The organism is Actinokineospora auranticolor, from assembly GCF_002934265.1.
Classification (GTDB): Bacteria; Actinomycetota; Actinomycetes; order Mycobacteriales; family Pseudonocardiaceae; genus Actinokineospora; species Actinokineospora auranticolor.
Genome location: NZ_PTIX01000001.1, coordinates 25038 through 46307, shown reverse-complemented (window position 1 = coordinate 46307; position 21270 = coordinate 25038). Strand labels below are relative to the sequence as shown.

At 71.6% G+C, this 21270-nt stretch carries 21 protein-coding genes; 9 read left to right on the top strand and 12 right to left on the bottom strand.

Going from position 1 to position 21270, the window contains the following annotated elements; all coding sequences use genetic code 11:
* Positions 1-9: 9 nt before the first annotated feature.
* Together CLV40_RS00215 and CLV40_RS00210 are read right to left on the bottom strand one after the other, a co-directional pair.
* Positions 10-2364 carry a glycoside hydrolase family 65 protein gene (locus CLV40_RS00215; RefSeq protein WP_104475727.1) on the bottom strand — a complete coding sequence of 785 codons (2355 nt, stop codon included), beginning with the start codon at positions 2362-2364 and terminating at the stop codon, positions 10-12.
* Positions 2361-3095 carry an HAD family hydrolase gene (locus tag CLV40_RS00210; protein ID WP_104475725.1) on the bottom strand — a complete coding sequence of 245 codons (735 nt, stop codon included), beginning with the start codon at positions 3093-3095 and terminating at the stop codon, positions 2361-2363. Before CLV40_RS00210 ends, CLV40_RS00215 begins: the two co-directional genes overlap by 4 nt.
* Positions 3096-3174: 79 nt before the next feature.
* On the opposite strand from CLV40_RS00210, the gene CLV40_RS00205 reads away from it, so the two are divergent.
* Together CLV40_RS00205 and CLV40_RS00200 are read left to right on the top strand one after the other, a co-directional pair.
* Positions 3175-3537 carry an STAS domain-containing protein gene (locus tag CLV40_RS00205; protein ID WP_104475723.1) on the top strand — a complete coding sequence of 121 codons (363 nt, stop codon included), beginning with the start codon at positions 3175-3177 and terminating at the stop codon, positions 3535-3537.
* A 314-nt stretch (positions 3538-3851) separates the two neighbouring features.
* The gene (locus tag CLV40_RS00200; protein ID WP_104475721.1) at positions 3852-4118 is read left to right on the top strand and encodes a WhiB family transcriptional regulator; all 267 of its coding nucleotides are present in this window, start codon (positions 3852-3854) and stop codon (positions 4116-4118) included.
* 69 nt (positions 4119-4187) lie between these two features.
* On the opposite strand, the gene CLV40_RS00195 is transcribed toward CLV40_RS00200, so the two are convergent.
* Together CLV40_RS00195 and CLV40_RS00190 are read right to left on the bottom strand one after the other, a co-directional pair.
* The gene (locus CLV40_RS00195) at positions 4188-4370 is read right to left on the bottom strand and encodes a DUF397 domain-containing protein (RefSeq protein ID WP_104475719.1); all 183 of its coding nucleotides are present in this window, start codon (positions 4368-4370) and stop codon (positions 4188-4190) included.
* 26 nt (positions 4371-4396) lie between these two features.
* On the bottom strand, positions 4397-5248 hold the full coding sequence (locus tag CLV40_RS00190) for a helix-turn-helix domain-containing protein (protein ID WP_104475717.1): 852 nt from the start codon (positions 5246-5248) through the stop codon (positions 4397-4399).
* A gap of 1120 nt (positions 5249-6368) precedes the next feature.
* On the opposite strand from CLV40_RS00190, the gene CLV40_RS00185 reads away from it, so the two are divergent.
* The 5 genes from CLV40_RS00185 to CLV40_RS00165 all read left to right on the top strand — a co-directional run bounded on the left by CLV40_RS00185 (position 6369) and on the right by CLV40_RS00165 (position 9702).
* Positions 6369-6617, top strand: a complete 249-nt coding sequence (locus tag CLV40_RS00185) for a hypothetical protein (protein WP_146107859.1) — start codon at positions 6369-6371, stop codon at positions 6615-6617.
* Positions 6618-6639: 22 nt separating this feature from the next.
* Entirely contained in the window at positions 6640-7482 is an 843-nt protein-coding gene (locus CLV40_RS00180) for a helix-turn-helix domain-containing protein (RefSeq protein WP_104475713.1), read from the top strand.
* 80 nt (positions 7483-7562) lie between these two features.
* Complete coding sequence (locus CLV40_RS00175; protein ID WP_219823864.1) at positions 7563-8327, top strand: DUF4365 domain-containing protein; 765 nt, start codon at positions 7563-7565, stop codon at positions 8325-8327.
* Positions 8328-8394: 67 nt separating this feature from the next.
* The gene (locus CLV40_RS00170) at positions 8395-9390 is read left to right on the top strand and encodes a DNA topoisomerase IB (RefSeq protein ID WP_104475709.1); all 996 of its coding nucleotides are present in this window, start codon (positions 8395-8397) and stop codon (positions 9388-9390) included.
* A 60-nt stretch (positions 9391-9450) separates the two neighbouring features.
* Complete coding sequence (locus CLV40_RS00165) at positions 9451-9702, top strand: hypothetical protein (RefSeq protein WP_104475707.1); 252 nt, start codon at positions 9451-9453, stop codon at positions 9700-9702.
* Here the strand turns inward: CLV40_RS00165 and CLV40_RS00160 are convergent.
* From CLV40_RS00160 to CLV40_RS00145, 4 genes are all read right to left on the bottom strand, one after another.
* Positions 9699-10508, bottom strand: coding sequence for a hypothetical protein (locus CLV40_RS00160; protein WP_104475705.1), 810 nt, complete (start codon positions 10506-10508; stop codon positions 9699-9701). The genes CLV40_RS00165 and CLV40_RS00160 overlap by 4 nt on opposite strands.
* The gene (locus CLV40_RS00155; RefSeq protein WP_104475703.1) at positions 10505-11176 is read right to left on the bottom strand and encodes a DUF998 domain-containing protein; all 672 of its coding nucleotides are present in this window, start codon (positions 11174-11176) and stop codon (positions 10505-10507) included. Before CLV40_RS00155 ends, CLV40_RS00160 begins: the two co-directional genes overlap by 4 nt.
* A 51-nt stretch (positions 11177-11227) precedes the next feature.
* Positions 11228-12262 (bottom strand): hemolysin family protein, encoded by a 1035-nt coding sequence (locus CLV40_RS00150; protein ID WP_104475701.1) that lies wholly within the window; start codon positions 12260-12262, stop codon positions 11228-11230.
* 364 nt (positions 12263-12626) lie between these two features.
* Positions 12627-13970, bottom strand: a complete 1344-nt coding sequence (locus CLV40_RS00145) for a hemolysin family protein (RefSeq protein ID WP_104475699.1) — start codon at positions 13968-13970, stop codon at positions 12627-12629.
* Between the two features lie 545 nt (positions 13971-14515).
* On the opposite strand from CLV40_RS00145, the gene CLV40_RS00140 reads away from it, so the two are divergent.
* Both CLV40_RS00140 and CLV40_RS00135 read left to right on the top strand, forming a co-directional pair.
* A complete protein-coding gene (locus tag CLV40_RS00140) occupies positions 14516-15598 on the top strand; it encodes a tryptophan dimethylallyltransferase family protein (protein ID WP_104475697.1) in 1083 nt (360 codons plus the stop codon).
* Between the two features lie 19 nt (positions 15599-15617).
* A complete protein-coding gene (locus CLV40_RS00135) occupies positions 15618-16991 on the top strand; it encodes a tryptophanase (protein WP_104475695.1) in 1374 nt (457 codons plus the stop codon).
* A gap of 158 nt (positions 16992-17149) precedes the next feature.
* Here CLV40_RS00135 and CLV40_RS00130 read toward each other — a convergent pair whose 3' ends face one another.
* From CLV40_RS00130 to CLV40_RS00115, 4 genes are all read right to left on the bottom strand, one after another.
* Positions 17150-17749: a GTP-binding protein gene (locus CLV40_RS00130; protein WP_181043234.1), complete on the bottom strand. Its 600-nt coding sequence runs from the start codon at positions 17747-17749 to the stop codon at positions 17150-17152.
* The gene (locus CLV40_RS00125) at positions 17730-18101 is read right to left on the bottom strand and encodes a DUF742 domain-containing protein (RefSeq protein ID WP_104475691.1); all 372 of its coding nucleotides are present in this window, start codon (positions 18099-18101) and stop codon (positions 17730-17732) included. Before CLV40_RS00125 ends, CLV40_RS00130 begins: the two co-directional genes overlap by 20 nt.
* A complete protein-coding gene (locus CLV40_RS00120; protein WP_245931001.1) occupies positions 18101-18586 on the bottom strand; it encodes a roadblock/LC7 domain-containing protein in 486 nt (161 codons plus the stop codon). Before CLV40_RS00120 ends, CLV40_RS00125 begins: the two co-directional genes overlap by 1 nt.
* A gap of 85 nt (positions 18587-18671) precedes the next feature.
* Positions 18672-21128, bottom strand: a complete 2457-nt coding sequence (locus CLV40_RS00115) for a sensor histidine kinase (protein WP_104475689.1) — start codon at positions 21126-21128, stop codon at positions 18672-18674.
* Positions 21129-21270 lie beyond the last annotated feature (142 nt).

Below are 21270 nucleotides of genomic sequence, written 5' to 3'. Positions count from 1 at the left end.
GCGTAACCGTCAGCTGCCACCGGCTTTCGTCCGCCTGCGCGGTTCCCGGCCCTTCGGCGCGGACGGCGCGGGGTGCGACGGCGGCGCCGGGATGTCCAGCGCGACCTCGCCTTCGATCCGCACCGGTTCGCCGTGGTGCGCGACGTCGACCGGCTTGCCGGACACCAGCCGGTACACCGCGCTCCCCTGCGTGATCTCGACCTGGATCCGACTGCCCTGGAAGCACATGCGGAACGCGACCCGCGCCAGCGCCGACGGCAGCCGCGGCGCGAACGACAGCTGCCCGTCGTGGTCGCGCATGCCGCCCAGCCCGGCTACGACCGCCTGCCACGCCCCGGCCAGCGACGCCATGTGCAGCCCGTTGCCGACGTTGTCGTGCAGGTCGTTGAGGTCGGTGAGCGCCGCCTCGGCCAGGTACGCGTGCGCGAGGTCGAGGTGCCCGCACTCCGCTGCGAGCACTGCTTGCGTACCGGCCGACAACGACGAGTCCCGCACCGTCCGCGCCTCGTAGTAGGCGAAGTTGCGCGCCTTCTGCTCCGGCGTGAACGCGTCCCCCCGCAGGTGCATGGCCAAGACGAGGTCGGCCTGCTTCACCACTTGCTTGCGGTACAGGTCGAAGTACGGGTAGTTCAGCAGCAGCGGGTAGTGCTTACCGGGCGTGCCTTCGAAATCCCACTCCTCGTGTGAGGTGAAGCCCTCGGCCTGCTGGTGGACTCCCAGCATGTCGTCGAACGGGATGCGCATCCGGTTGGCCGCGGTGCGCCACGTCTCGATCTCCTCCGGCGTGACCCCGAGGTGCGCGGCGACCGACGGGTTGCGCTCGGCCGCCTTGATTGCCTCCAGCATGTTCTTCTGCGCCATGAGGTTGGTGTAGACGTTGTTGTCCACGACCGCGGTGTACTCGTCCGGCCCGGTGACGCCGTCGATGCGGAACCCGTCGTGCGGGTCGTGGTGACCCAGCGACGCCCACAACCGCGCGGTCTCGACGAGCAGTTCGGTGCCCTGCTCGGCGTCGAAGTCCGCGTCGAGGGTGGCCGCGTAGTAGCGGGCCACGGCGTCGGCGATGTCGGCGGAGACGTGGAACGCGGCCGTACCGGCGGGCCAGTACGCGGAGCACTCCTGGCCGTTGATCGACCGCCACGGGAACGCCGCGCCCGTCTTGCCCAGCACCCTCGCCCGTGCCTGGGCCAGCGGGATCGTGCCGTGCCGCCAGCTCAGCGCGTCGCGGGCGGCCTCGGGGACGGTGTAGGTGAGCACGGGCAGCACGAACGTCTCGGTGTCCCAGAACGCGTGGCCGTCGTAGCCGGGGCCGGTGAGGCCCTTGCCGGGGATCGCGCGGCTCTCGCCGCGGGCACCGGCCTGGAGGATGTGGAACAGGCCGAGGCGCAGTGCCTGCTGGAGTTCGTCGTCGCCGTCGATCTCGACGTCGGCGGCCTCCCAGAAGTCGTCGAGGTACGCGCGCTGCTCGGCGAGCAGGCCGTCCCACCCGGTCTGCCGGGCACCGGCCAGGGCGGCCTCGACCTGGGCCCGCAGGGCGGGCGCGGAGCGGGTGGACGACCAGCCGTAGCCGAGGAACTTGGTCAGCCGCAACGCCTCCCCCACCGGGACGTCGGCGGCGACGGTGAGCCGCGCCAGGTCGTCCTCGACGGTGATGTCGGTGCGCAGGCCGTCGCGGACCTCGATCTCGTGGTCCATCGCGGCCGCCACGCGCAGCCCGGACTGCCGGGTGCGGTGCACGAGCACGGCCCGCGTCCCCTCGGCGCGCTGGAACTCGCCCTCCAGCGGCGATTTCAGCGCGAGCGCGACGCGCGGGTCGCGGGTGCGGCTCTCGATCGGTTCGTTGGCCAGCAGGTCGGACTGCACGACGAGCTGCGTCTGGCCGCTCTCGTCGATGGGCTCGACGACGTAGTGGATCGCCGCGACCGCGCGCTGGGTGAGGGAGACGATCCGCTGGCTGGACACCCGGACCCGCTTGCCCGTCGGCGATTCCCACTCGGTGACCCGGGAGAGGATCCCGGTGCGCAGGTCGAGGGTGCGGTGGTGGTGCAGGGCCCGGCCGTAGCGCAGGTCGAGCGGCTCGTCCTCGACCAGCAGTCGGATGATCTTGCCATCGGTGACGTTGACGACGGTCTGCCCGGCCTCGGGGTACCCGTAGCCGATCTCCGCGTACGGGAGGGCGTGCTCCTCGTAGAAGCCGTTGAGGTAGGTGCCGGGCAGGCCGACGGGTTCGCCCTCGTCGAGCGAGCCGCGCAGCCCGATGTGCCCGTTGGCCAGGGCGAACACCGATTCGGTTCGGTGCAGCTGGTCGAGCGCGAGGTCGCTCCAGCGCAGCCGCCACGGGTCGAGGTCGAAACCGCCGCTCATCGGGATCCCCCCAGCAGGTCGGCGAGGTCGTCGACGACGACGTCGGCGCCGTGGTCGCGCAGTTGCTCGGCCTGGTCGGCGCGGTTCACCCCGACGACGTAGCGGAACCCGCCCGCGCGGCCCGCCTCGACGCCGGACAGGGCGTCCTCGAACACGGCGGCCTCCGACGGGGCGACGCCGAGCGCCCGGGCGCCCGCGAGGAAGGAGTCGGGGGCGGGTTTGCCGCGCAGGTGTTCGTCGGCGATGGTGATGCCGTCCACCCGGGCCTGCACGAACTCCGCCAGGTCGGCGACGTCGAGGACGTGTTCCCCGTTGGCCGACGAGGTGACCACGCCGATCTTGAGACCGGCGTCGCGCGCGGCGTTGAGGTAGGCCACCGAGCCCGGGTACGGCTGGATGCCGCGTTCGTCGATGAGGGCCAGCAGCGCCTCGTTCTTGCGGTTGCCGACACCGTTGACGGTGGCGGCATCGGGGGTGTCGTCGGGTTCGCCCTCGGGGAGGCGGATGCCGCGGGAGGTGAGGAAGGTGCGCACGCCGTCGGCGCGGGGGCGGCCGTCGACGAAGGCTGTGTAGTCGTGCTTGGTGAACGGCGCGCGGTCGCCGTCGGTGCGGGTGGCGAGGAAGGCGTCGAAGGTGCGCTGCCACGCGATCTCGTGCAGGGTCGCCGTGCTGGTGAGCACCCCGTCGAGGTCGAACAGGCAGGCCGCGACGCCGTCAGGCAGACCGATCATGTGCCGACGCTACCGCCGGTGACGCGCCGGGGCAGGCCTGGCGCTGCCAAATCGCGTGTACTCCTGGGAGAATGCCCCCATGCCCGACGCCTCCACCCCGCCGCAGCTGCTCGACGTCGTGGTCGACGAGCATCCGGACGGCGCCGTCGTGATCCGACCCCACGGCGAGATCGACCTGCTGACCGCGCCGCGCTTCACCGCGCGCATGGCGGGCGCCCTCGACTCGGGCGCGCGGCTGGTGGTGGTCGACCTGGACAAGGTGTCGTTCTTCGGGTCCGCCGGGGTGGCGGGCCTGGCCCGGGCGGCGGAACGCGCGGGCGAGGTGGGCGCCGGTTTCCGGTTGGTCGTAGGGGCGTCGATGGCAAACCGGGTGCTGGAGATCAGCGGCCTGTCGCAGGTGCTGGAGTTAAGGCCGACGGTCGAGGACGCGCTGGTCGACTGATGGGCCCATCGGGCCCCTCGATAGCGGAGCGTGATCAAGACCACCTCCGGTCGGGAACGCCGCGCGGGGGTTACGCGTTAGTACGGTTGTCACCGCAGCGAGGAACCCCACGGACGTTTCCCGGCAGATGTACCCCCCGACATCGCTGGACGCACGTCCTGGCCGCGCCGCAGGTGGCACTAACCGCCGATCGGACCACCCCCCACCCCGGTCCGATCGGCGGTCTTTTATTACCCGCAAGTGTGCGCGGAGAGTAGTTGACTGAACCCCGAACGCGTCGTTTGCTGGTCGAGTAGCTCGGGTAGCACGCAGGAGTGAGCACTGCGACTGAGGCGTGGCAGGCCCTGGGTGCCTGTAGGCAGGTGTCGTCGGACCGGTTCTTCAGCCCGGACAACGAACGCGGCAAAGCCCGCGAACGACGAGTCAGGCAGGCGAAACTGGTGTGCGCGGGGTGTCCGGTGCTGCGCAGGTGTCGGGAGCACGCGCTGGCGACGCGAGAGGCGTACGGGGTGTGGGGTGGGATGGATGAGAACGAGCGGGCGGAGCTGTTCCGAAGAAGGGGCGTGACACCGCCGGTCTGAGGGACCCCGCCCCGGAGGGCGGGGATTTTGTTTGCGTTGCCCCCGCCCCTCGCGGGGCGGGGCCAACCGCTACCGGCCCAGGATGCCGGACTTCACCGCGGTGACAAGGGCCATTGCGTCGATCGCAAGGGCCGCGCCCGCCGGGTTCTTGCTGTCCCGGACAGCGGTGAGCGTGTGCGCGAGCTCCACACAGTCGCCGTTGCTTCCACCGCTGAAGGAACTCTTACGCCAGCGGATCTGGTTCTGCGTCATTACTTGATCCTCCCGATCGGCAGTGCCTAGCTGCCGATCAGGCTAGTCAAGAACGCGCGGGTCTCTTCAGGCGAGAGCGCCAGCAGCGCCATCCGTTCGAAGCTGTTCGAGTACCTGGCCAGGTCGGCGGGCCGCTCCAGGTAGACGGCGCCGTCTGCGTGCTCCAAGAAGACAAAGTTAGGGGATTCCTCCTCGGGCAAGGTCAGCAGGGTGAACGGGTTGGTCATGCCGGGGTGGATGCCAGCCTCGAAGTTCAGCACCTGCAGGGTCATGTAGGGCTCGGCCGAAACCTCGATGAGCCTGGCCAGCTGCTCCTTCATGTCGCCGACCGGTCGCCGGACAACGGCCTCGTTGAGAATGACGTGGAGGTGGGGCGGGTTGGTCTCCAGCCGCTTCTGCCGCTGCCGCCGGAACAGGACGGCGTTCTCCAACTCGGCCTCGTCGGGCTTGTCGAGGTAGGCAGCCCGAACGTCGCGGACGTAGCTGGGGACCTGAAGCAAGCCGGGCACCAACTCGGACTGGTAGATCCGGATCTCCTGCGCGTCCGACTCGAAGCCGACCCAGGTCTGGAACCAGTCCGGCATCGTGTCGCTGTGGCTGACCCACCAGCCACGCTCGTTGCTCTCTTCCGCCTGCCGCACCAACGTGTCCACCTGTGGCGCGCCGATCTCGTAGAGCTGGCACAGGAACCGCACGTTGCGCGACAGGATCGCGTGCCGCCCGTTCTCGATCCGACTGATCGTCGGCCGCTTCACACCGAGGTACTCGGCGGCGTCGTCCTGCGACTTGCCCGCCGCCTCGCGCAGTTCGCGGAGCTGCTTGCCGAGTCGCCAGCGTCGAACCAGGGAACCGGGGCTGAGTTCGTCTCGATCTTCCATGCCGCACAGTCTGCACACAACTACGCCAAGTACGTACCCCATTCACTCGATCGAAGTATTTTCTCAGCGTACGTACGCACCGTACGGTCTACTCTACCGGCACCCCCGAACAATCCTCCACAACAGCAGACCCCGACAACCCCCAGACCCCGCAGTTCACCTGTTGCAGGGATAGCAACACCCGATGATCAGCCCGACCACCGATAGCACACAATGAGCCTGCCACCCCCGGACCGCGACGGGCTCCCCCGGCCACGACCACGCCACCTCCACCGTGGTCCAACCCGGAGCCCGTCGCCCCCTGGGCCGGTCCGCACCCGCCGTCCCTACCGACGGGTGCGGACCGGCCCCTTCGCCACCGCGCCACTCCCCCGCCGCCTCAAGGTGCCCAGCCCGGAAGCCCGGAAGCCCCCACCACACCCCCCACGCGTCCGGCCCATCAATCCCCAGCCGCGTCGAACCCACCGCCATAGCGAGCGCCGCCCTCACGCCCCCCACCCCATCGAGTCCCTCGCCCCACCTCGACCTCACCTCACCCAGCCACCACCCACCCCAGCCAGCACAACTTCCCCAACGCCCGGCTCCCACCGACAGCCACTCCCGCACGACCTCCACAACGCCGCAAACCGCCGGCTCCCCCGGGCCCACCTCACCCACTCGCCGCCATCGCGATCGCCGCGCCACTCCCCCAACCCAACCAAAGCCCTCGCCGAACCCACCCCAGCCCTCCAACACCCCCAACGCCGCGCCACATCCCACTCCACGACCTCCAGAACGCCCCCGCCCCTTTCGCCGCCCACAGCCGCGCCGAACCCGCTCCCTCCCCACCGCTCCGATAGCGACCGCCAGCTCCCGCACGCCCTCCGGACGTCCCACCCCATCGACTCTGTCGGCCTCGCCCCGAACCCGATTCACCCACCCGCCCCCTCCACCGAACCCGCCCCCACCTACCAGCCGCCGATCCGCGCCGCTGACCGCCGTCGCCCATCGCTTCCGCCGCGCCGAACCCCTTGTGCCGCAAGGTGTCCGGCCACCTTCATCCCCCGGGAGGAACCAATCACCAGCGCCGCGTGCCTCCGAATCCCCTTCGCGTCCCTTCCTCCACCTCCGGGAGCCACCCATGACCTACCGCCGCCTTCGGGCCCTTCTTCGTCGGATCCGGGTGGGTGGGCCCGGTTCGGTGCGCGTCCCCTGCCGGGACCAGGCCGGGCACCGGGGGCACCTGGAGGTCACCGCCGTCGACAACGGGGTCGTCCTGCGCACCCCCGACGCCGGGCTCGTGCACCTCACTCCCCTGCACATCGGCCGCCTGCGCGCCGCCCTCCGCGACGCCGTGCTCGCACCGCCGCCCGACGAGCGGCACCCCTGATCCCACGACCCGGAAGGCCCTCATGAGCAGCATCCGCTACCGCCGCACCACCACCCGCCTCCGCGACCTGCGGGTCGCGGCCAACCTGCACGCGCTCGAGTTGGCGCGGCGGTTGGAGTGGTCGCCGTCGAAGGTCAGCCGGTTGGAGACCGGGCAGCGGCCGCCGCACATCACCGACGTCACCGACTACCTGCGGGCGCTGGGGGTGTCCGGGTACGCCGAGCGGCAGGTGCTGGACCTGCTGCTCGCCGAGTCGGCGCCGCACTGGTGGTGGCGGCGCGGGCTGGCCGCGACCCCGGACTGGCGGGACGCGGTGGACCTGGAGGCGCGGGCGACGACCGTCACCACCTACGCACCCGCGCTGGTGCCGGAGATCCTGCGCACCACCGAGTACGCCGCGGCCGTGGTCGCCTGCCGCCACGCGCTGACCCCGGGCAGGCCCAACAACCGCCGCGTCGGCCTGGCGACGGGCCGTCAGCTGACGCTGTTCGCGCGGGAGAACGTCGACGTCACGGTCCTGATCGACGAACCCGCCCTGCACCGCCGAGTCGTGTCCCCACTCGAACAGCGCGCCCAGCTCAAACACCTGCGAACCATGGCCGAAACCATCGACCTCCGCGTAATCCCCTTCGACCGCATGCACCCCGGCCTGGTCACCGGAGCCTTCACCCTGTGCGCCTTCCGCGACGAACCGACAACCGTGCACACCGACGGAGACCAACCGGCCATCGACACCCCGGAAGAAATCACCGAATACCGCGCGTTGACCGCGACCCTGCTCGCCGCCGCCCTCACCCGCACGGAAACCGCCACCCTCCTGACCCACCTCACCGACACCGACCAACGAGTCCTGGCCCACGCGTAGCAGATATCCTCCGACCAAGCCGTACCGTCGTGGACGATCCATCGCCGCACGCCACTGAGCCGGGGGATTCGTTGCCGAAAGTGCCTGACTCGCGCGGACCCGGCAGAGCGGCGGTCAACGCACTCCGCGCGCTCCTGGAGCGGCACAACCACATCGTGCAAGAGGTGGACGGCCAGAACGACTTCGGCGAGGACCTGCACGTCACGTTCACCGAGAACGGTGCGGTCACCGGCGACCTGGTCAAGATCCAGGTCAAAGGCGGCCGTTCGTGGCGCAAGGCCCAGTTGGGCGAGATGGCGGGCGTCGAGTTCGGTCCGTGGGACATCGTGCAGCACCAGGTGAACGTGCACGGCGAGGACCTGATCTTCTGGCAGCGCCCGGGCGAGGGGTTCGCGACCCTGCTGCACAGCGACCTCGACTGGTGTCCGGAACCCTACGGTGTCGAGCACTTCCACCCCGGTGGTCGACCGAGTCTGCTGCCCGGCGTGCCCTTGGTGGCGGACACGATTCCGAGCAAGGGCGAGGCGCAGTGGCTGGCGGCCTGCTTCGACGCGGCTCTGTGGGCCCGCGAACCCGCTGACGGTGATCCCCCGCTCGTCACCAACACCGCCGCGCGCGACAGCTACGTGGCCAGACGGGTCGAACACCACCTGTGGGTCGACCCCGACGCGATGACCCGGTCCCGCCAAGCGCTCCGCGTCGAGGCCGCGACCGACCGCGAACTGGCTGCCGTCATCGAGAACACACCTGGCGCCGTCAGCGTGCTCTTCGACCGGCTGAACCTGGGCGACACCTTCTGGCCGGAGGAAAGCTTCGTCCGGCGAGCGTCCGCCGAGCCTCGATGACGGCGCGACCGACGTTTGCGGTTCGGTGCGCCGGGGAATTCACCTGCTCACGGGGAGGGAGGCGGACATGCGGCTGCGGCGCAGCGACTGCTCGGGGCCGGGTATCCGGCGGGTGCGGCACGGGCGGGGTTTCCGGTACGTGGACGCCGACGGCGACGCCGTCCGCGACCCCTCGGTCCTGGAACGCGTGCGCGGCCTGGTGATCCCCCCGGCGTGGCGGGAGGTGTGGATCTGCCCCTACCCGGCGGGCCACATCCAAGCGGTCGGTCTGGACGACGCGGGTCGCCGCCAGTACGTCTACCACGAGCGGTGGCGGGAGGACCGGGACGCCGAGAAGCACGACCGGGTCCTGTCCCTCGCCCACAAGCTGCCCAAGGTCCGCGCGCGGGTGCTGGAAGACCTGACGAGGCCGGGCCTGGGACGAGAGCGGGTGCTCGCCGGGGCACTGCGGGTCCTCGACCGTGGCGTGTTCCGGATCGGCGGCGAGGAGTACGCGGAGGAGAACAACACCCACGGCGTGTCGACCCTGCTGCGGGGCCATGTGCGGCTGAAGGGCAACGAGCTGACCTTCGACTTCCCGGCCAAGGGCGGCATCGACCGGTCGGCGACGATCCGCGACCCCGAACTGTCCCGCCTGATCTCGTCGCTGCGCCGCAACCGCGCCGACGACGACCGCCTCTTCGCCTACCGCGACGGACACGACCGGCGCGAACTGCGCGCGGCGGAGGTCAACGAGCGCTTCAAGGAGTTGGCGGGCGACCGCTTCACCGTCAAAGACATGCGCACGTGGACCGCGACCGTCCTGGCCGCCACCACCTTCGCCACCCACGACGGCCCCCCTTCCAAACGAGCCGAAGCCGCCGTGATGCGCGCGGTGTCGGAGCAACTGGGCAACACCCCGGCGATGGCCCGCAAGTCCTATGTGGACCCCCGGGTGACGGAGGCGTTCCGCGCGGGCGAGACGATCGAACCCACCGTCCGCAGGCTGGCCGCGCGGGACTTGGACGCACCCGAGGTCCGAGAACCCCTCGAACGCGCCGTGATCCGCCTGCTGCGTTCCTGACCTGGTCGCAGACCGGGAGACGCGGCTTGGGTACTGTCCCCCGGAATCGGGGGTTCGACCATGTGGTTGCGGTGGGCGCGCGGAGTGGTGGCGGCGATCGGTCTCGCCTTGCTCGGTCTGGCGCTGGTGGTGTGGTGGGTCGCCGAGGACGCACTCGCACCGGGGTCCGGCGGGTATGCCATAACGCAGTGCCTGGGAGGCCCCTGCACCCCACCGGAGATCTCCGGCACGGCGTTGGCCCTGATCGTCGTGTCAGCCGCGCTGGGGTTGGCCGCGTTGGCCGCCGTGGTGCGGGACGTGGCCAGGCGCTAGCGGCGGGACAGGACCCAGCGGGTGTGGCAGTTGCGCCAGGCGACGTCGTGGCGGGTGCCGGGGTGGATCAGGGGGATCCAGCGCAGTTCCCGGCCGCCGAGGGGGACGACGCGGGTGCTGCCGTAGTCGCCCGTCACCCGGAACGGGACCCGGTCGGTGCCGGTCAGGCCCGCCAGGATGTCCGCCGCCTCCTTGCCCAGGGTGATCACCACCGGCGCGTCGGCCTCCCGGATCTGCCTGAGCAGTTCCCGCCCCTCGGTGCGCAGCGCCACCCGCACCAGGTCGGGTTTGGCGGGGCGGCGTGGGAGGCGCGCGAGCGGGAGACCGGTGGTGAGGGCGAAGCGGTCGTACTCGTTCATGGCGCGGGTTTGGCGCGGCCCGGTCTTGACGAAGTACGTCGGCACGCAGTCGGTGAAGTACGTCGCGCACGGGTCGAGCCCCAGCGGCTCCAGGACGTCGGTCATCACCAGCCGACCGGAGCCGCCGCCGGGGCCCGCGGGGCCGACGGTCCCCCAGGCGTCGCGCCAGTCGACGCGCCGGCGCCACTGGTCGATGCGGGTGGTCTGGTCGCCGGTCCAGAACATGGTGGGCTCGTCGTCCACGGCGAGGGAGGCGATCGGGCGGTGGCCCGGCCTGCGCCACCGCACGTGCAGGGCGCTCGGGTACACGCCGAGGACGAGGGCGGCCGCGCGGTCGGCGTCGGGCAGGCGCGGGGTGCGGCGGAGGACGGGGAGGCCGAACGGGTAGACGCCGACGGCCGGGGCGGTGCCCGGGAGCCAGGCTTCCTCGGTGCAGGCTTCGATCACGAAGACCCTATCGCCGGTCGGACGTCCGATGTGACACCGGTCGCACTCACCCGTTGTGGGCGGGATGGTCCAGTCACCACACCTGTCAGCAGCACGACCAGCGCGGCGACGGCGCTACCGGCGATCACGCGCTCCACCAGCCCCAGCGGCACGAACCGCCACCACGGCTCGCCGCCGCCCGCCATGTTGACGACGCCGACGACGATCGTGCCGAACCACAGCAGCGACACGATCCCCAGCCCGCGCGCCGTCCACCGCGGGAAAGGCGACACCACCCGGCCCGACGCGATCAGCACCGCGATCGGCAGCGCCAAGAACGCGGCGACGCTGGCGTAGCGGTGGACGTAGCCGCCGACGCTCGGCCCGACGGCCCAGTTCGTCTTGGTGAACGCGACGACCGCGACCAGGCCCAGCACCCACACCGCCCCGAAGACCAGCGCGGCCGGTCGGGCGACGCGGGCGCGGGCCAGTTCGGTGAACGCGGCCACGGAACCGCCCGCGACGAGCAGCACCGCGAGGTCGAAGAGCCACTTGTTGTCGCCCATGGCGTACTCGGACAGGGTGCGGGTGGTGGGGCTGATCGCGTCGGTCGGCGGGATGACGTGCAGCAGCAGGAGCGTGCCGACCCCGGCCAGCAGCCCCACCACGCCCAGTGCACCGGCGCGCATCCGACCTCCCGTGTCTGTTCTGTCCCAGACTAGGCAGGGTTCCTGTGCGTTTCAGCCCTGGTCGGTCTCGTCGTCGAACTCGCCGAGGATTTCCTCGAGGAGGTCCTCGAGCGCGGCCAGCCCGACGATCGCGCCCTGGTCGCCGACGAGGGCGAGCTGCGCCCGCTCGGCGCGCATGCGGCTGACGGCGTCGCCCGCGGTGGTGTCGGCGGACAAGACCAGCGGCGGGTTCATCAGGTCGCGCGCGGTCCCCGCCCCGCCCGCGATGGTGGCGCGGACGGCCTCGCGCACGTGCACGATCCCGCGCGGCTGGTCGTCGTCATCGACCACGACCAGCCGCGACCGGCCACTGGCCCGGGACGCGTCCTCGATGTCGGCGGCCGTGGCCCACTCGGGGACGGTGACGACGTCCGCGCGCGGCGACATGACCTGGGCGACGGTGGTGTGCTGGACCCGGAGCACGCCGCTGAGCATCTGGTGCTGCTGCTCGGGCAGCAGGCCGTGCTCGCGGGACTCGCGCAGCAGCACGCGCAGGTCGTCGGGGCCGTGGGCCTGGGCGACGGTGTCCTGGGGCTCGACCTTGACCGCGCGCAAGGTGGCGTTGGCGACGCCGTTGAGCAGGGTCAGCACGGGCCGGGTGACGCGGGTGAACCAGACGAACGGCAGCGCCAGCAGCCGCGCGGACCGCTCGGGGTGCGAGATGGCCCACGACTTCGGCGCCATCTCGCCGACCACCATGTGCAGGAACACGACGAGCACCACGGCGAGCACGAACGCGATCGGGTACGCCCACGCCTCGGACAACCCGAGCGCGGTGAACAACGGCTCGAACAACGCGGCCACGGCGGGCTTGGCGAGCGCGCCGAGCCCCAGCGTGCAGAGCGTGATGCCGAGCTGCGCACCGGCCAGCATCAGCGACAACTCGCGCGTCCCGGCCACCGCCGCCCGCGCCGCCCGACTCCCGTCCGCCGCGGCCTCCTCCAACCGGTGCCGCTTGCTGGCCACGAGCGCGAACTCGGCCGCCACGAAGAAAGCGTTGGCCACCAACAGGACCAACGACACCAACAACGCGGGCCCGGTACTCACGCCCCACCTTCCGATTCACGAGAGCTGGCGAGAACAACCGCGGTCACGCCCGCCCGATCGACGGGCGTTCCCGGAGAAATGCGTGGACCGCGCGCGACGGCGGGTCCGTGGTGGCGCGCTCGGCCACACGCCGAGCCGCCCGAGGCCGCACCGGATCGCCACCGCGAAACCGGTGCCCCACCGACCGCCACGCACAGCACGACCGGGGCCCGACCAGTCGAGCGCGGCGACTCCTCATCGCCCGCGGCCCGCGGCGCGACCGCGGGCCTGCCGAGCAGGAGCGACGCCGAGGTCCGCGCGCCGCGCGGACGGGCGGCTGCCGGGACCGACCCGCGCACCGCCGAGCGGGGTTCCCGCGCGCGCGTCACGCGTTCACCTCGGGGCGGAGGCTGACCAGGACCGTGTGCGGGACGCGGCGGTGGACTTCGGTGACCGAGACCACCGCGGTCTGGGGCGCGTCGTCCAGGTCGGCGTCCGCCAAGGCGGCGGTGACCTCCACCTTGTCGCCCGGGCGCGGGACCCTGCCCAGGTGCTGCATGACCAGGCCGCTGAGGGTGTCGTAGCCCGCGTCACCCGGGAGTTCGATGCCGGTGACCTCGGCGACCTCGTCGACCCGCCAGCGGGCGGGGACCGACCAGGAGCCGTCGGGGTGGGAGACGGCGCCGATCTCCATGTGGTCGTCCTCGTCGAGGATCTCGCCGACGACCTCCTCGGCGACGTCCTCGAACGACACCACCCCGGCGAAGCCGCCGAACTCGTCGACCACGCAGGCCAGTTGGCGGTGCTCGGCGCGCAGCCGCTCCAGGACCTCCGGCAGCGGCAGGCTCTCCGGGAGGAACAGCGGGGCCGTGGCGACCGCGCGGGCCTCGGTGGTGCCGCGCTCGGCGGGCGGCACGGTCAGCACCTCGGCGATGCCGATCACGCCGACCACGTCGTCGATGTCCGCGCCGACGACCGGGAACCGGGAGCGGCCCGTGTCCAGCAGCTCCACCACCCGCGTCACCGGGTCGCCCGCGCGCACCACGTGCACGTCCACGCGCGGGGTCATGACCTGGCCCGCGGTGAGCGTGCGGAAGTCGAGGCCGCCCTCGAGCAGCCGCGAGGTGCCCGCGTCGAGGCTGCCGACCTCGCGGGACTCGCCGATGATGCCGCGCAGGTCCTCGGCGGTGGCGCCCTGGGGCAGCTCCTCGATCGGCTCGATGCCGACGGCGCGCAGCAGCCGGGTCGAGACGGTGTCGAACAGCTTGATCAGCGGTCCGGCCACGGCGAGGTAGACCAGGGTCGAGCGGCTCAGCGCGCGGGCGACGGCCTCGGCCTTGGCGATGGCGAGGTTCTTGGGCGCGAGTTCGCCGAAGACCATCTGCACGACGGTCGAGATCACCAGCGCGAGGACCACCGACAGCGCCGTGGTGACCGCGCCGGACGCACCCGCGAGGCCGAGCAGCTCGGCGATGCCGCCGCCGAGGTACGGCTCGGACACGTAGCCGACCAGCAGCGCGGTGACGGTGATGCCGAACTGGGCGCCGGAGAGCATGAACGACAGGCGTTGCGTGACGCGGTAGGCGCGTTCGGCGGCCGGGTCGCCCTCGTCGGCGAGCTGGCGCAGCCGGTTGCGGTCGACGGCGACGTAGGCGAACTCCTGGGCGACGAAGTAGCCCGTCGCGGCGGTGAGGAGCAGTACGGAGAGCAGTCCGATCAGGATCAGCACCGGCGCTCCGGTCGGTTCACGGGCAGCGGGGTGCGGTGTCGCTGGCGCCGGGCGTCACCCGGCCCGGGACTATCACCTTCCGGGGCGTTCATGTTCCCCACGCTAACACGGTCGGGGGTGAGTCACCTTCCACGAAGGACTCCCGACCGGTGGGACCGCGACCCGTTCGGCCCAGCGCCGGGGCGTGATCCCCGTCGCGTCGCGCGCCCGGACCGCTACCAACCGTGGCTACGTCCACTGTAGACTGGAAATCTCGGTGGCCTACAAATAACCACTGATCAGCCCACCTGGACAGCGTACGACATAAACAAAAGCTTTCCGCACCGCACACCGCGAACCACGTCGCAATTGCACGCTCAGTGAGCGAATCGCCCTGGTCAGACGGACAAGCGTGACCCAATCAACGCTTCGACAAAGCCCCGATCCCATTTACGCTCGGTAAGAACCACAGGGAAGCGATCACCAACTTGGCGGTAGTCCCGGCAGGAGATCACCCCCTACGTTGCCCGGTGACGATCTACGCCGACGAGTGAAGGTGTGCTGCGTTGAAGCGCGCGATCTCCGTGAACGACCACACCGGCGCGCAGGTTCGGCGGCTCTGCGCGGCGGCGGGCCTGACCGAGCGCGCCGACGAGGTCGTCGAGCTGCTGGCCGACCTGCTGGGCCCGGCCGGGCAACGGGGAATCGACCGACCACCCGCGTGGCGGTCCGATGTGGCCGATGACCACTGTCCCGTCGAGTACTCGCTGGCGTTCGAAGAGGACGGTTCGACGACGCTGCGGCTGCTGGTGGAGAGCACCGCGCGGCGACCGGGGCCGCGGGCCAACATGAACGCCGGATTGCGTTCCCTGGAACGCCTGGCGCGGCGCTACCCGCTCTCCCTGGACCGGTTCGACGCGGTCCGCGACCTGTTCCTGCCCGCGGCCCCGGTGGGCGCGTTCTCGCTGTGGTTCTCCGTCGTGGTGACCGCGGCGGCGGTGCGGGTCAAGGTGTACCTCAACCCCGAGGTGTCCGGTCGGGCCGTCGCGTCCGGCCTGGTCCGCGCCGGGCTCGACCGGCTGGGTTTCACCGGCGCCTACGCGCACCTGCGCGCGCACGCCGCGCGCCAAGAGTCCTGTTTGGACACTTACTCGTTCTTCGCGCTCGACCTCGACGACACCCCGCGCTCGCGGGTGAAGGTGTACCAGACGCACCGGCACGCCGGGTTGGCCGAGGTCCGCCGACTCGCGTCCGCCTTCCCGGACGCGGACCCGGTCGAGGTCGTCGAGTTCGCCGCGATCCTCGGCGAGGTCGAGACCTTCCGGGGCCGTCCGCTGGTGTCGAGCACGACGTTCCTGTCCGGCAGCCAGGCGCGGCCGGACGGATTCTCCCTCTACGTCCCGATCCGGGACTACGTGCCCGACGACGCCGCGGCGCTGGAGCGGACCGCGTGCGTGCTGGACAAGCACGGGCACGACACCGACCTGCTGCGCGCGGCCGTGCGCGCCGTCACCGACCGTCCACTCGGGTCCGGCACCGGGTTGGTCGCGCACGTGTCGCTGCGCCTGGGCCGCCCCCGCTCCGGTGTCACCGTGTACCTGTCCGCCGAGGCGCACGGGGTGACCGCGCCCCGCGCGAGCGCCGCGTGAGAATCGCCGAGGAATGCCCATGCCGCTGATGGAGCCGTACCGGATCAAGGTCGTCGAACCCATTCCGATTCTGACCAGGGCCGAACGCGAGGTCGCGATGGTCCGCGCCGGCTACAACCCGTTCAACCTGCGCGCCGACGAGATCACCATCGACCTGCTCAGCGATTCCGGCACCGGCGCGCTATCGGCCGCGCAACAGGCGGCGGGCGCGCTCGGCGACGAGACGTACGCGGGCGCGCGGTCGTTCTACCGGTTCCGCGAGACGGTGGAGAAGCTCGCCGGGTACCCGCACATCCTGCCGGTGCACCAGGGCCGCGCGGCGGAGCGGATCCTGTTCAACGCGCTGTTGACGCCGGGGCAGCTGTGCCTGAGCAACACGCATTTCGACACCACGCGGGCGAACGTGGTGCTGGCGGGCGGCGTGCCCGTCGACCTGCCGTGCCCGGAGGCCGCCGACCTGGACAGCCCGGCGCCGTTCAAGGGCGACATCGACCTCGACCGGCTGACCGCCGCCCTCACCGGCCCGGACCGCGAGCGCGTCGGCGTCGTGCTCATGACCATCACCAACAACGGCGGCGGCGGCCAGCCCGTCTCGATGGCGAACCTGCGCGCCGTGTCGGACCTGTGCCGCGCGCACGGCGTCCCGTTCTTCCTCGACGCGGCCCGCTTCGCCGAGAACGCGTGGCTCGTCATCCAGCGCGAGGACGGCTACGCCCACCACACCCCGGAACAGGTCGCGCGGCTGGCGTTCGACCTGGCCGACGGTGCCGTGGCGAGCCTGAAGAAGGACGCCATCGCCCACATGGGCGGCTTCCTCGCCCTCCGCGACGACGCGCTGGCCCAGCGGTGCGAACTGACCCTGATCGCCACCGAGGGCTTCCGCACCTACGGCGGCCTGTCCGGCCGGGACCTGGAGATGCTGGCCCAGGGCCTGACGGAGGTCGTCCAACCCGACTACCTGCGCGCCCGCGCGGCGGCGACGGAGCACCTGGGCAACCTGATCACCGCGGCGGGCGTGTCGATCGTGCGGCCGGCGGGCATCCACGCCCTGTACCTGAACGCGGGCAGGCTGCTGACCCACCTGCCCCCGTCCCGGTTCCCGGGGCACGCCCTGGCGACGGAGCTGTACCTGGCGGGCGGCGTCCGGTGCGCGGAACTGGGCTCGCTGTACCTGGGTCAGGAGGACGAGCACGGCAACCTCGTCAAGGCGGCCCCGCACGAACTCGTCCGCCTGGCCATCCCCCGCCGCGTCTACACGCAGAGCCACCTGGAGTACGTGGCGGAGGTGGTCGCCGAAATCGCCCAACACCCGGAACGCGTCCCGGGCTACCGCGTCGTCGAGGCACCACCGCTGCTACGCCACTTCAACTGCCGCGTCGAGCCGGTGCGCTGAGCGAGCGCACGCCCCCGGCAACCATTCCACCGGCCGGGACCGACGGTCCCGGCCGAAGATGACCAACCCGGTGGCCGGCCGATCGCCGCGCGGGACCGCAAGATGATCAACCGATGCCAACCGGCACAGGGACTTCCGGGCCCAAGGGCACCCCGGGCTCAGGCCGGGGTGCGCTCGCGGAGCTTGGTCATCGTGTACTGGACGAGTTCGACCAGCACCTCCTTGCTCGACTCACGCCGCCGGGCGTCGCAGGTGATGATGGGGACGCCGGTGTCCACGTCGAGGGCCTGGCGGACCTCGTCGATCGTGTGGTCGAACGAGCCGTCGAAGCCGTTGACGGCTATGACGAAGGGGATGTCCCTGCGCTCGAAGAAGTCGATGGAGGGGAAGCTCGAATCCAGCCTGCGGGTGTCGACCAGGACGATCGCGCCGAGGGCGCCGGACGCCAGTTCGTCCCACATGAACCAGAAGCGGTTCTGGCCCGGGGTGCCGAACAGGTACAGCACCACCTGCGGGTTGATCGTGATCCGGCCGAAGTCCAGGGCTACCGTCGTGGTTTCCTTGCTCTCGATCCCCGCCATGTCGTCGACGCCGACGCTGGCCTCGGTCAGCACCTCCTCGGTGCGCAGCGGCGGGATCTCGCTCACCGAGTTGACCAGGGTGGTCTTGCCGACGCCGAAGCCACCGGCGACCACGATCTTCAGCGAGGTGGGGACCACCGGGGTGTCGCTCACCTGATCAGATCCTCCGAATGCCATCGAGTACCGCCTGTAGGAACTGGGGGTCGTGGATCTCCGTGGTCTGGAACGGGGCGCCCGCCACCAGGTCGCCGCGCTCGACCAGGTCCCCGATGAGGACCTTCACCACCACCAGCGGGACGTTGAGGTAGGCCGCCACCTCGGCGACCGACAGCGGGACCCGGCACAGCTGCAGGATCTGCAGGTGCTCCGGGCTCAACCCGGAGGTGTCCGAGGCCGCCCCGGAGCACCGGACCTGGGTGACCAGGTTGAGGTTCGGCGTGGTCGACCGGGTGCGCCCGCTGGTCATCGCGTACGGGCGCACGAGCGGTCCGGCGGCCTCGTCGACCCACAGGTCGCCGTCGCCGGGCATCACGACGGCAGGCGGCCCGGCAACCCGGGGCCGCCGTGGCCTGCCGGACCACCGGGCCCGCCGGGGCCACCGGAGAGCACCGGGGCGCCCGCGCGCGGCGCCGACGCCAGGTGCGCGCCGACCCGCTTGACCAGCATGTTCATCTCGTAGGCGATCATGCCCACGTCCGCGTCCTCCTCGCCGAGCACGGCCAGGCAGGCGCCGCGACCCGCGGCCGTGACGAACAGGAACGCGTGGTCCATCTCGACGATCGTCTGCCGGACCTGCCCGCCGCCGAACTGGCGGCCGGTGCCGCGGGCCAGGCTCTGGAACGCCGACGCCATCGCCGACAGGTGCTCGGAGTCGTCCTTGGACAGCTCGGCGGAGCGCCCGAGCAGCAGCCCGTCCGCGGAGAGCACGACCGAGTGGCGGATGCCCACCACCCGGCGGACCAGGTCGTCCAGAAGCCAGTTGAGCTGGTGGTCCTGACCGATCTTGTCGTTCACCTTGGGCTGTCCTTCCCCGTTGATGTCCCAGGCCCCGCTACTCGCCCGCTCCGCCCGCGCGGTCGGGATCGGAGTCGCCGTCATGTCACCACTCACCGGTGTCCTCGCTGCGCCGCGCTTCCCGGGTCCCCCGCTGGAACGCGGACATCGTGTCGCGGACCCGCTCCGCGGTCTGCTCCGCGTCCGGTTCCGAGTCCGCCCACTCGACGAGCCTCGGCTCCTCGCGCAGCTGCGGTGCGAGGTTCTGCTGGCGCTTGCGGCGCGGCAGCACGGGACGCGTCCCGGCCTGCCCGTTCTGCGCGTCCCCCAGGGACTCCCCCACTTCGTCGGCGGGCGCCGCCTCGGGCACCCGCGGGCCGGGTAACGGCTCCGGCGCCTCGTCGTCGGTCGCGGGCCACGCCGCCTGCTCGGCGTCGCGGTCCGCGTCGGACCAGATCTTGTCGATGCCCCGGCGCGGCGGGCCGGTGGGCGGCCCGTCGACCACGGTCGTCTGGCCGCGCTCGATGGCGCGGCGCGGGCGCGGGCTGGGCGCGTCGGCGTCGGGCACGTACTCGACGGTCTCGGCCACGATGTCCGAAGGGATGAACACCAGCGCGACCGTGCCGCCGTAGGGCGACTCGCGCAGCTCCACCCGGATCGAGCGGCGGACGGCGAGCCGGGCCACCACGAACAGGCCCAGCCGCGACTCGCCGCGCAGCGCCATGGCGTCGAACTCCGGCGGGTGCGCGAGCATCCGGTTGGCCTGCTCGCGGTCCTCGGTGGTCATGCCGAGGCCGTGGTCCTCGATCTCCACGGCCACGCCGCCGGAGACCAGGCTGGTGTAGACCTCGACCTGGGAGCGCGGCGGGGAGAACGAGGCGGCGTTGTCGACCAGCTCGGCGACCAGGTGGATGGTGTCGGCGACCGCGACGCCGGTCAGCGCCACGTCCGGCACCTGCTGGACGCGCACCCGCACGTACTGCTCGGTCTCGGCGACCGCGGCGCGCAGGATGTCGAGCAGCCGCACCGGTTTGCGCCACTGCCGCCCGGGCTGCTCGCCCGCCAGGATGATCAGGTTCTCGGCGTTGCGGCGGGCGCGGGTGGCCAGGTGGTCGAGCTGGAACAGGGCGTCGAGGTGCTCGGGGTTCTCCTCCTCCCGCTCCATCCGGTCGAGGATCTTGAGCTGGCGGTGCACCAGGCCCTGGTGCCGGTGCGCGATGCCGAGGAAGACCCGGTTGACGCCCTCGCGGGCCTGGCTCTCCTTCACCGCGGCGGCGATGGCGGTGTACTGGGCGGCGTTGAACGCGTCGGCCACCTGGCCGATCTCGTCGGTGCCGTAGTCCAGCGGTGGGACCTCGGCGCCCACGTCCACGCGGTCGCCCTGGCGCAGCCGCTCGACGATGCCGGGCAGCTTCTCGTGGGCCAGCTTCAGCGAGTCGGCCTTGAGCCGGTCGAGCCGGGTGACCAGGGCCTTGTTGACCAGTCGGCGGGACACGCGGACCGCGACCACGATGCCGGTGACCACGGCCAGCAGCGCGATCAGGCTGCCGACGATGACCTCGAAGAACTTCTGGTCGGCCCGGTCCAGGCCCAGTTCCACGCCGCCGGTGGCCTGCTCGACGGCGAGCTTGATCAGCTCCTCGGAGGCCGCGCCGCTGACCGCCTCCCAGTCCGCGGCCGACACCGGCAGCGCGGCGGGCTCCGGGGTGTTGGTGGTGCTGCCGCGCCGGGGCGGGGTGGGCGTGCTCTCCGGCGCGCGGGGCGCGGCGCCGATGAGGGTGTTCTCCTGGGTGGTCAGCCGCAGCCAGGACTCGGCGGTGGAGAGCCGCTGGTAGTGGGCCTTGGTGACGTCGGTGCCCGCGCCCGCCGCGGTGGCCAGCAGGAACCGGTAGGAGCCGACCAGCCCGGCGAACTCGACGTGCTGCTCGGGGGTGAAGGCGCCCGCGGCGATGGCGGCGGCGGCCAGCGACGACGCGCGCGACATGCGGTCGGCGGCGCGGAAGATGTCGGTGGCGGTCAGACCGGCCTGCACGACGACCGGGTCGGGCACGATGCGGGCCTGGGTGTCGAACAGCGCGGTCCCGGCGTCGAGGACGCTGTTGTAGTACGAGTAGACCTCGTTCTTGTTCGCCCGACCGGCCTCGACCTGGGCGCGGTGCTGGGACAGCGGGGCCAGGGCCTGGTTGAGGGCCTGGACGCGGGCGCTGACCTCGGCGGGGGCGTTGGCCGAGAGCGCGTCGAGCGCGGTGCGCAGCTCCTGCACGGCCTTGTCGGTGGTCTGCTGCTGCGTCTTGAGCGCGAGGGTGTCGGGGTTGACGGCGCTGAGCGCGGTCATGGTGAGCTGCCGCTCGCGCTGGAGCGCGGCGAAGGTGTCCACGGCGGGGATGGAGGCGTCCTTGACGCCGCTGGTGACGGCCTTGAGGTAGATGCCGTCGAAGACGGTGTACGAGGAGAACACCGCCCACATGACCAGCAGGATCGCGCTGGGGACGACCACCACTCCGGTGAGCCGGGACCGGATCGTCGTCGTCGACTTCGCGGGGGACCCGCTGGTGCGCTTCACGGCTCTCCGTCTTCGGCGAGGTCATCGGGCTGGCGTGGGACACGCGCAGCACGCACCGGACGGGTAATCACACCGCCGAGTGAACGACCCCGCAGGGACAAGATCAATCTCACTCAGCGCCGCCAACCGCACGCGGTACGCG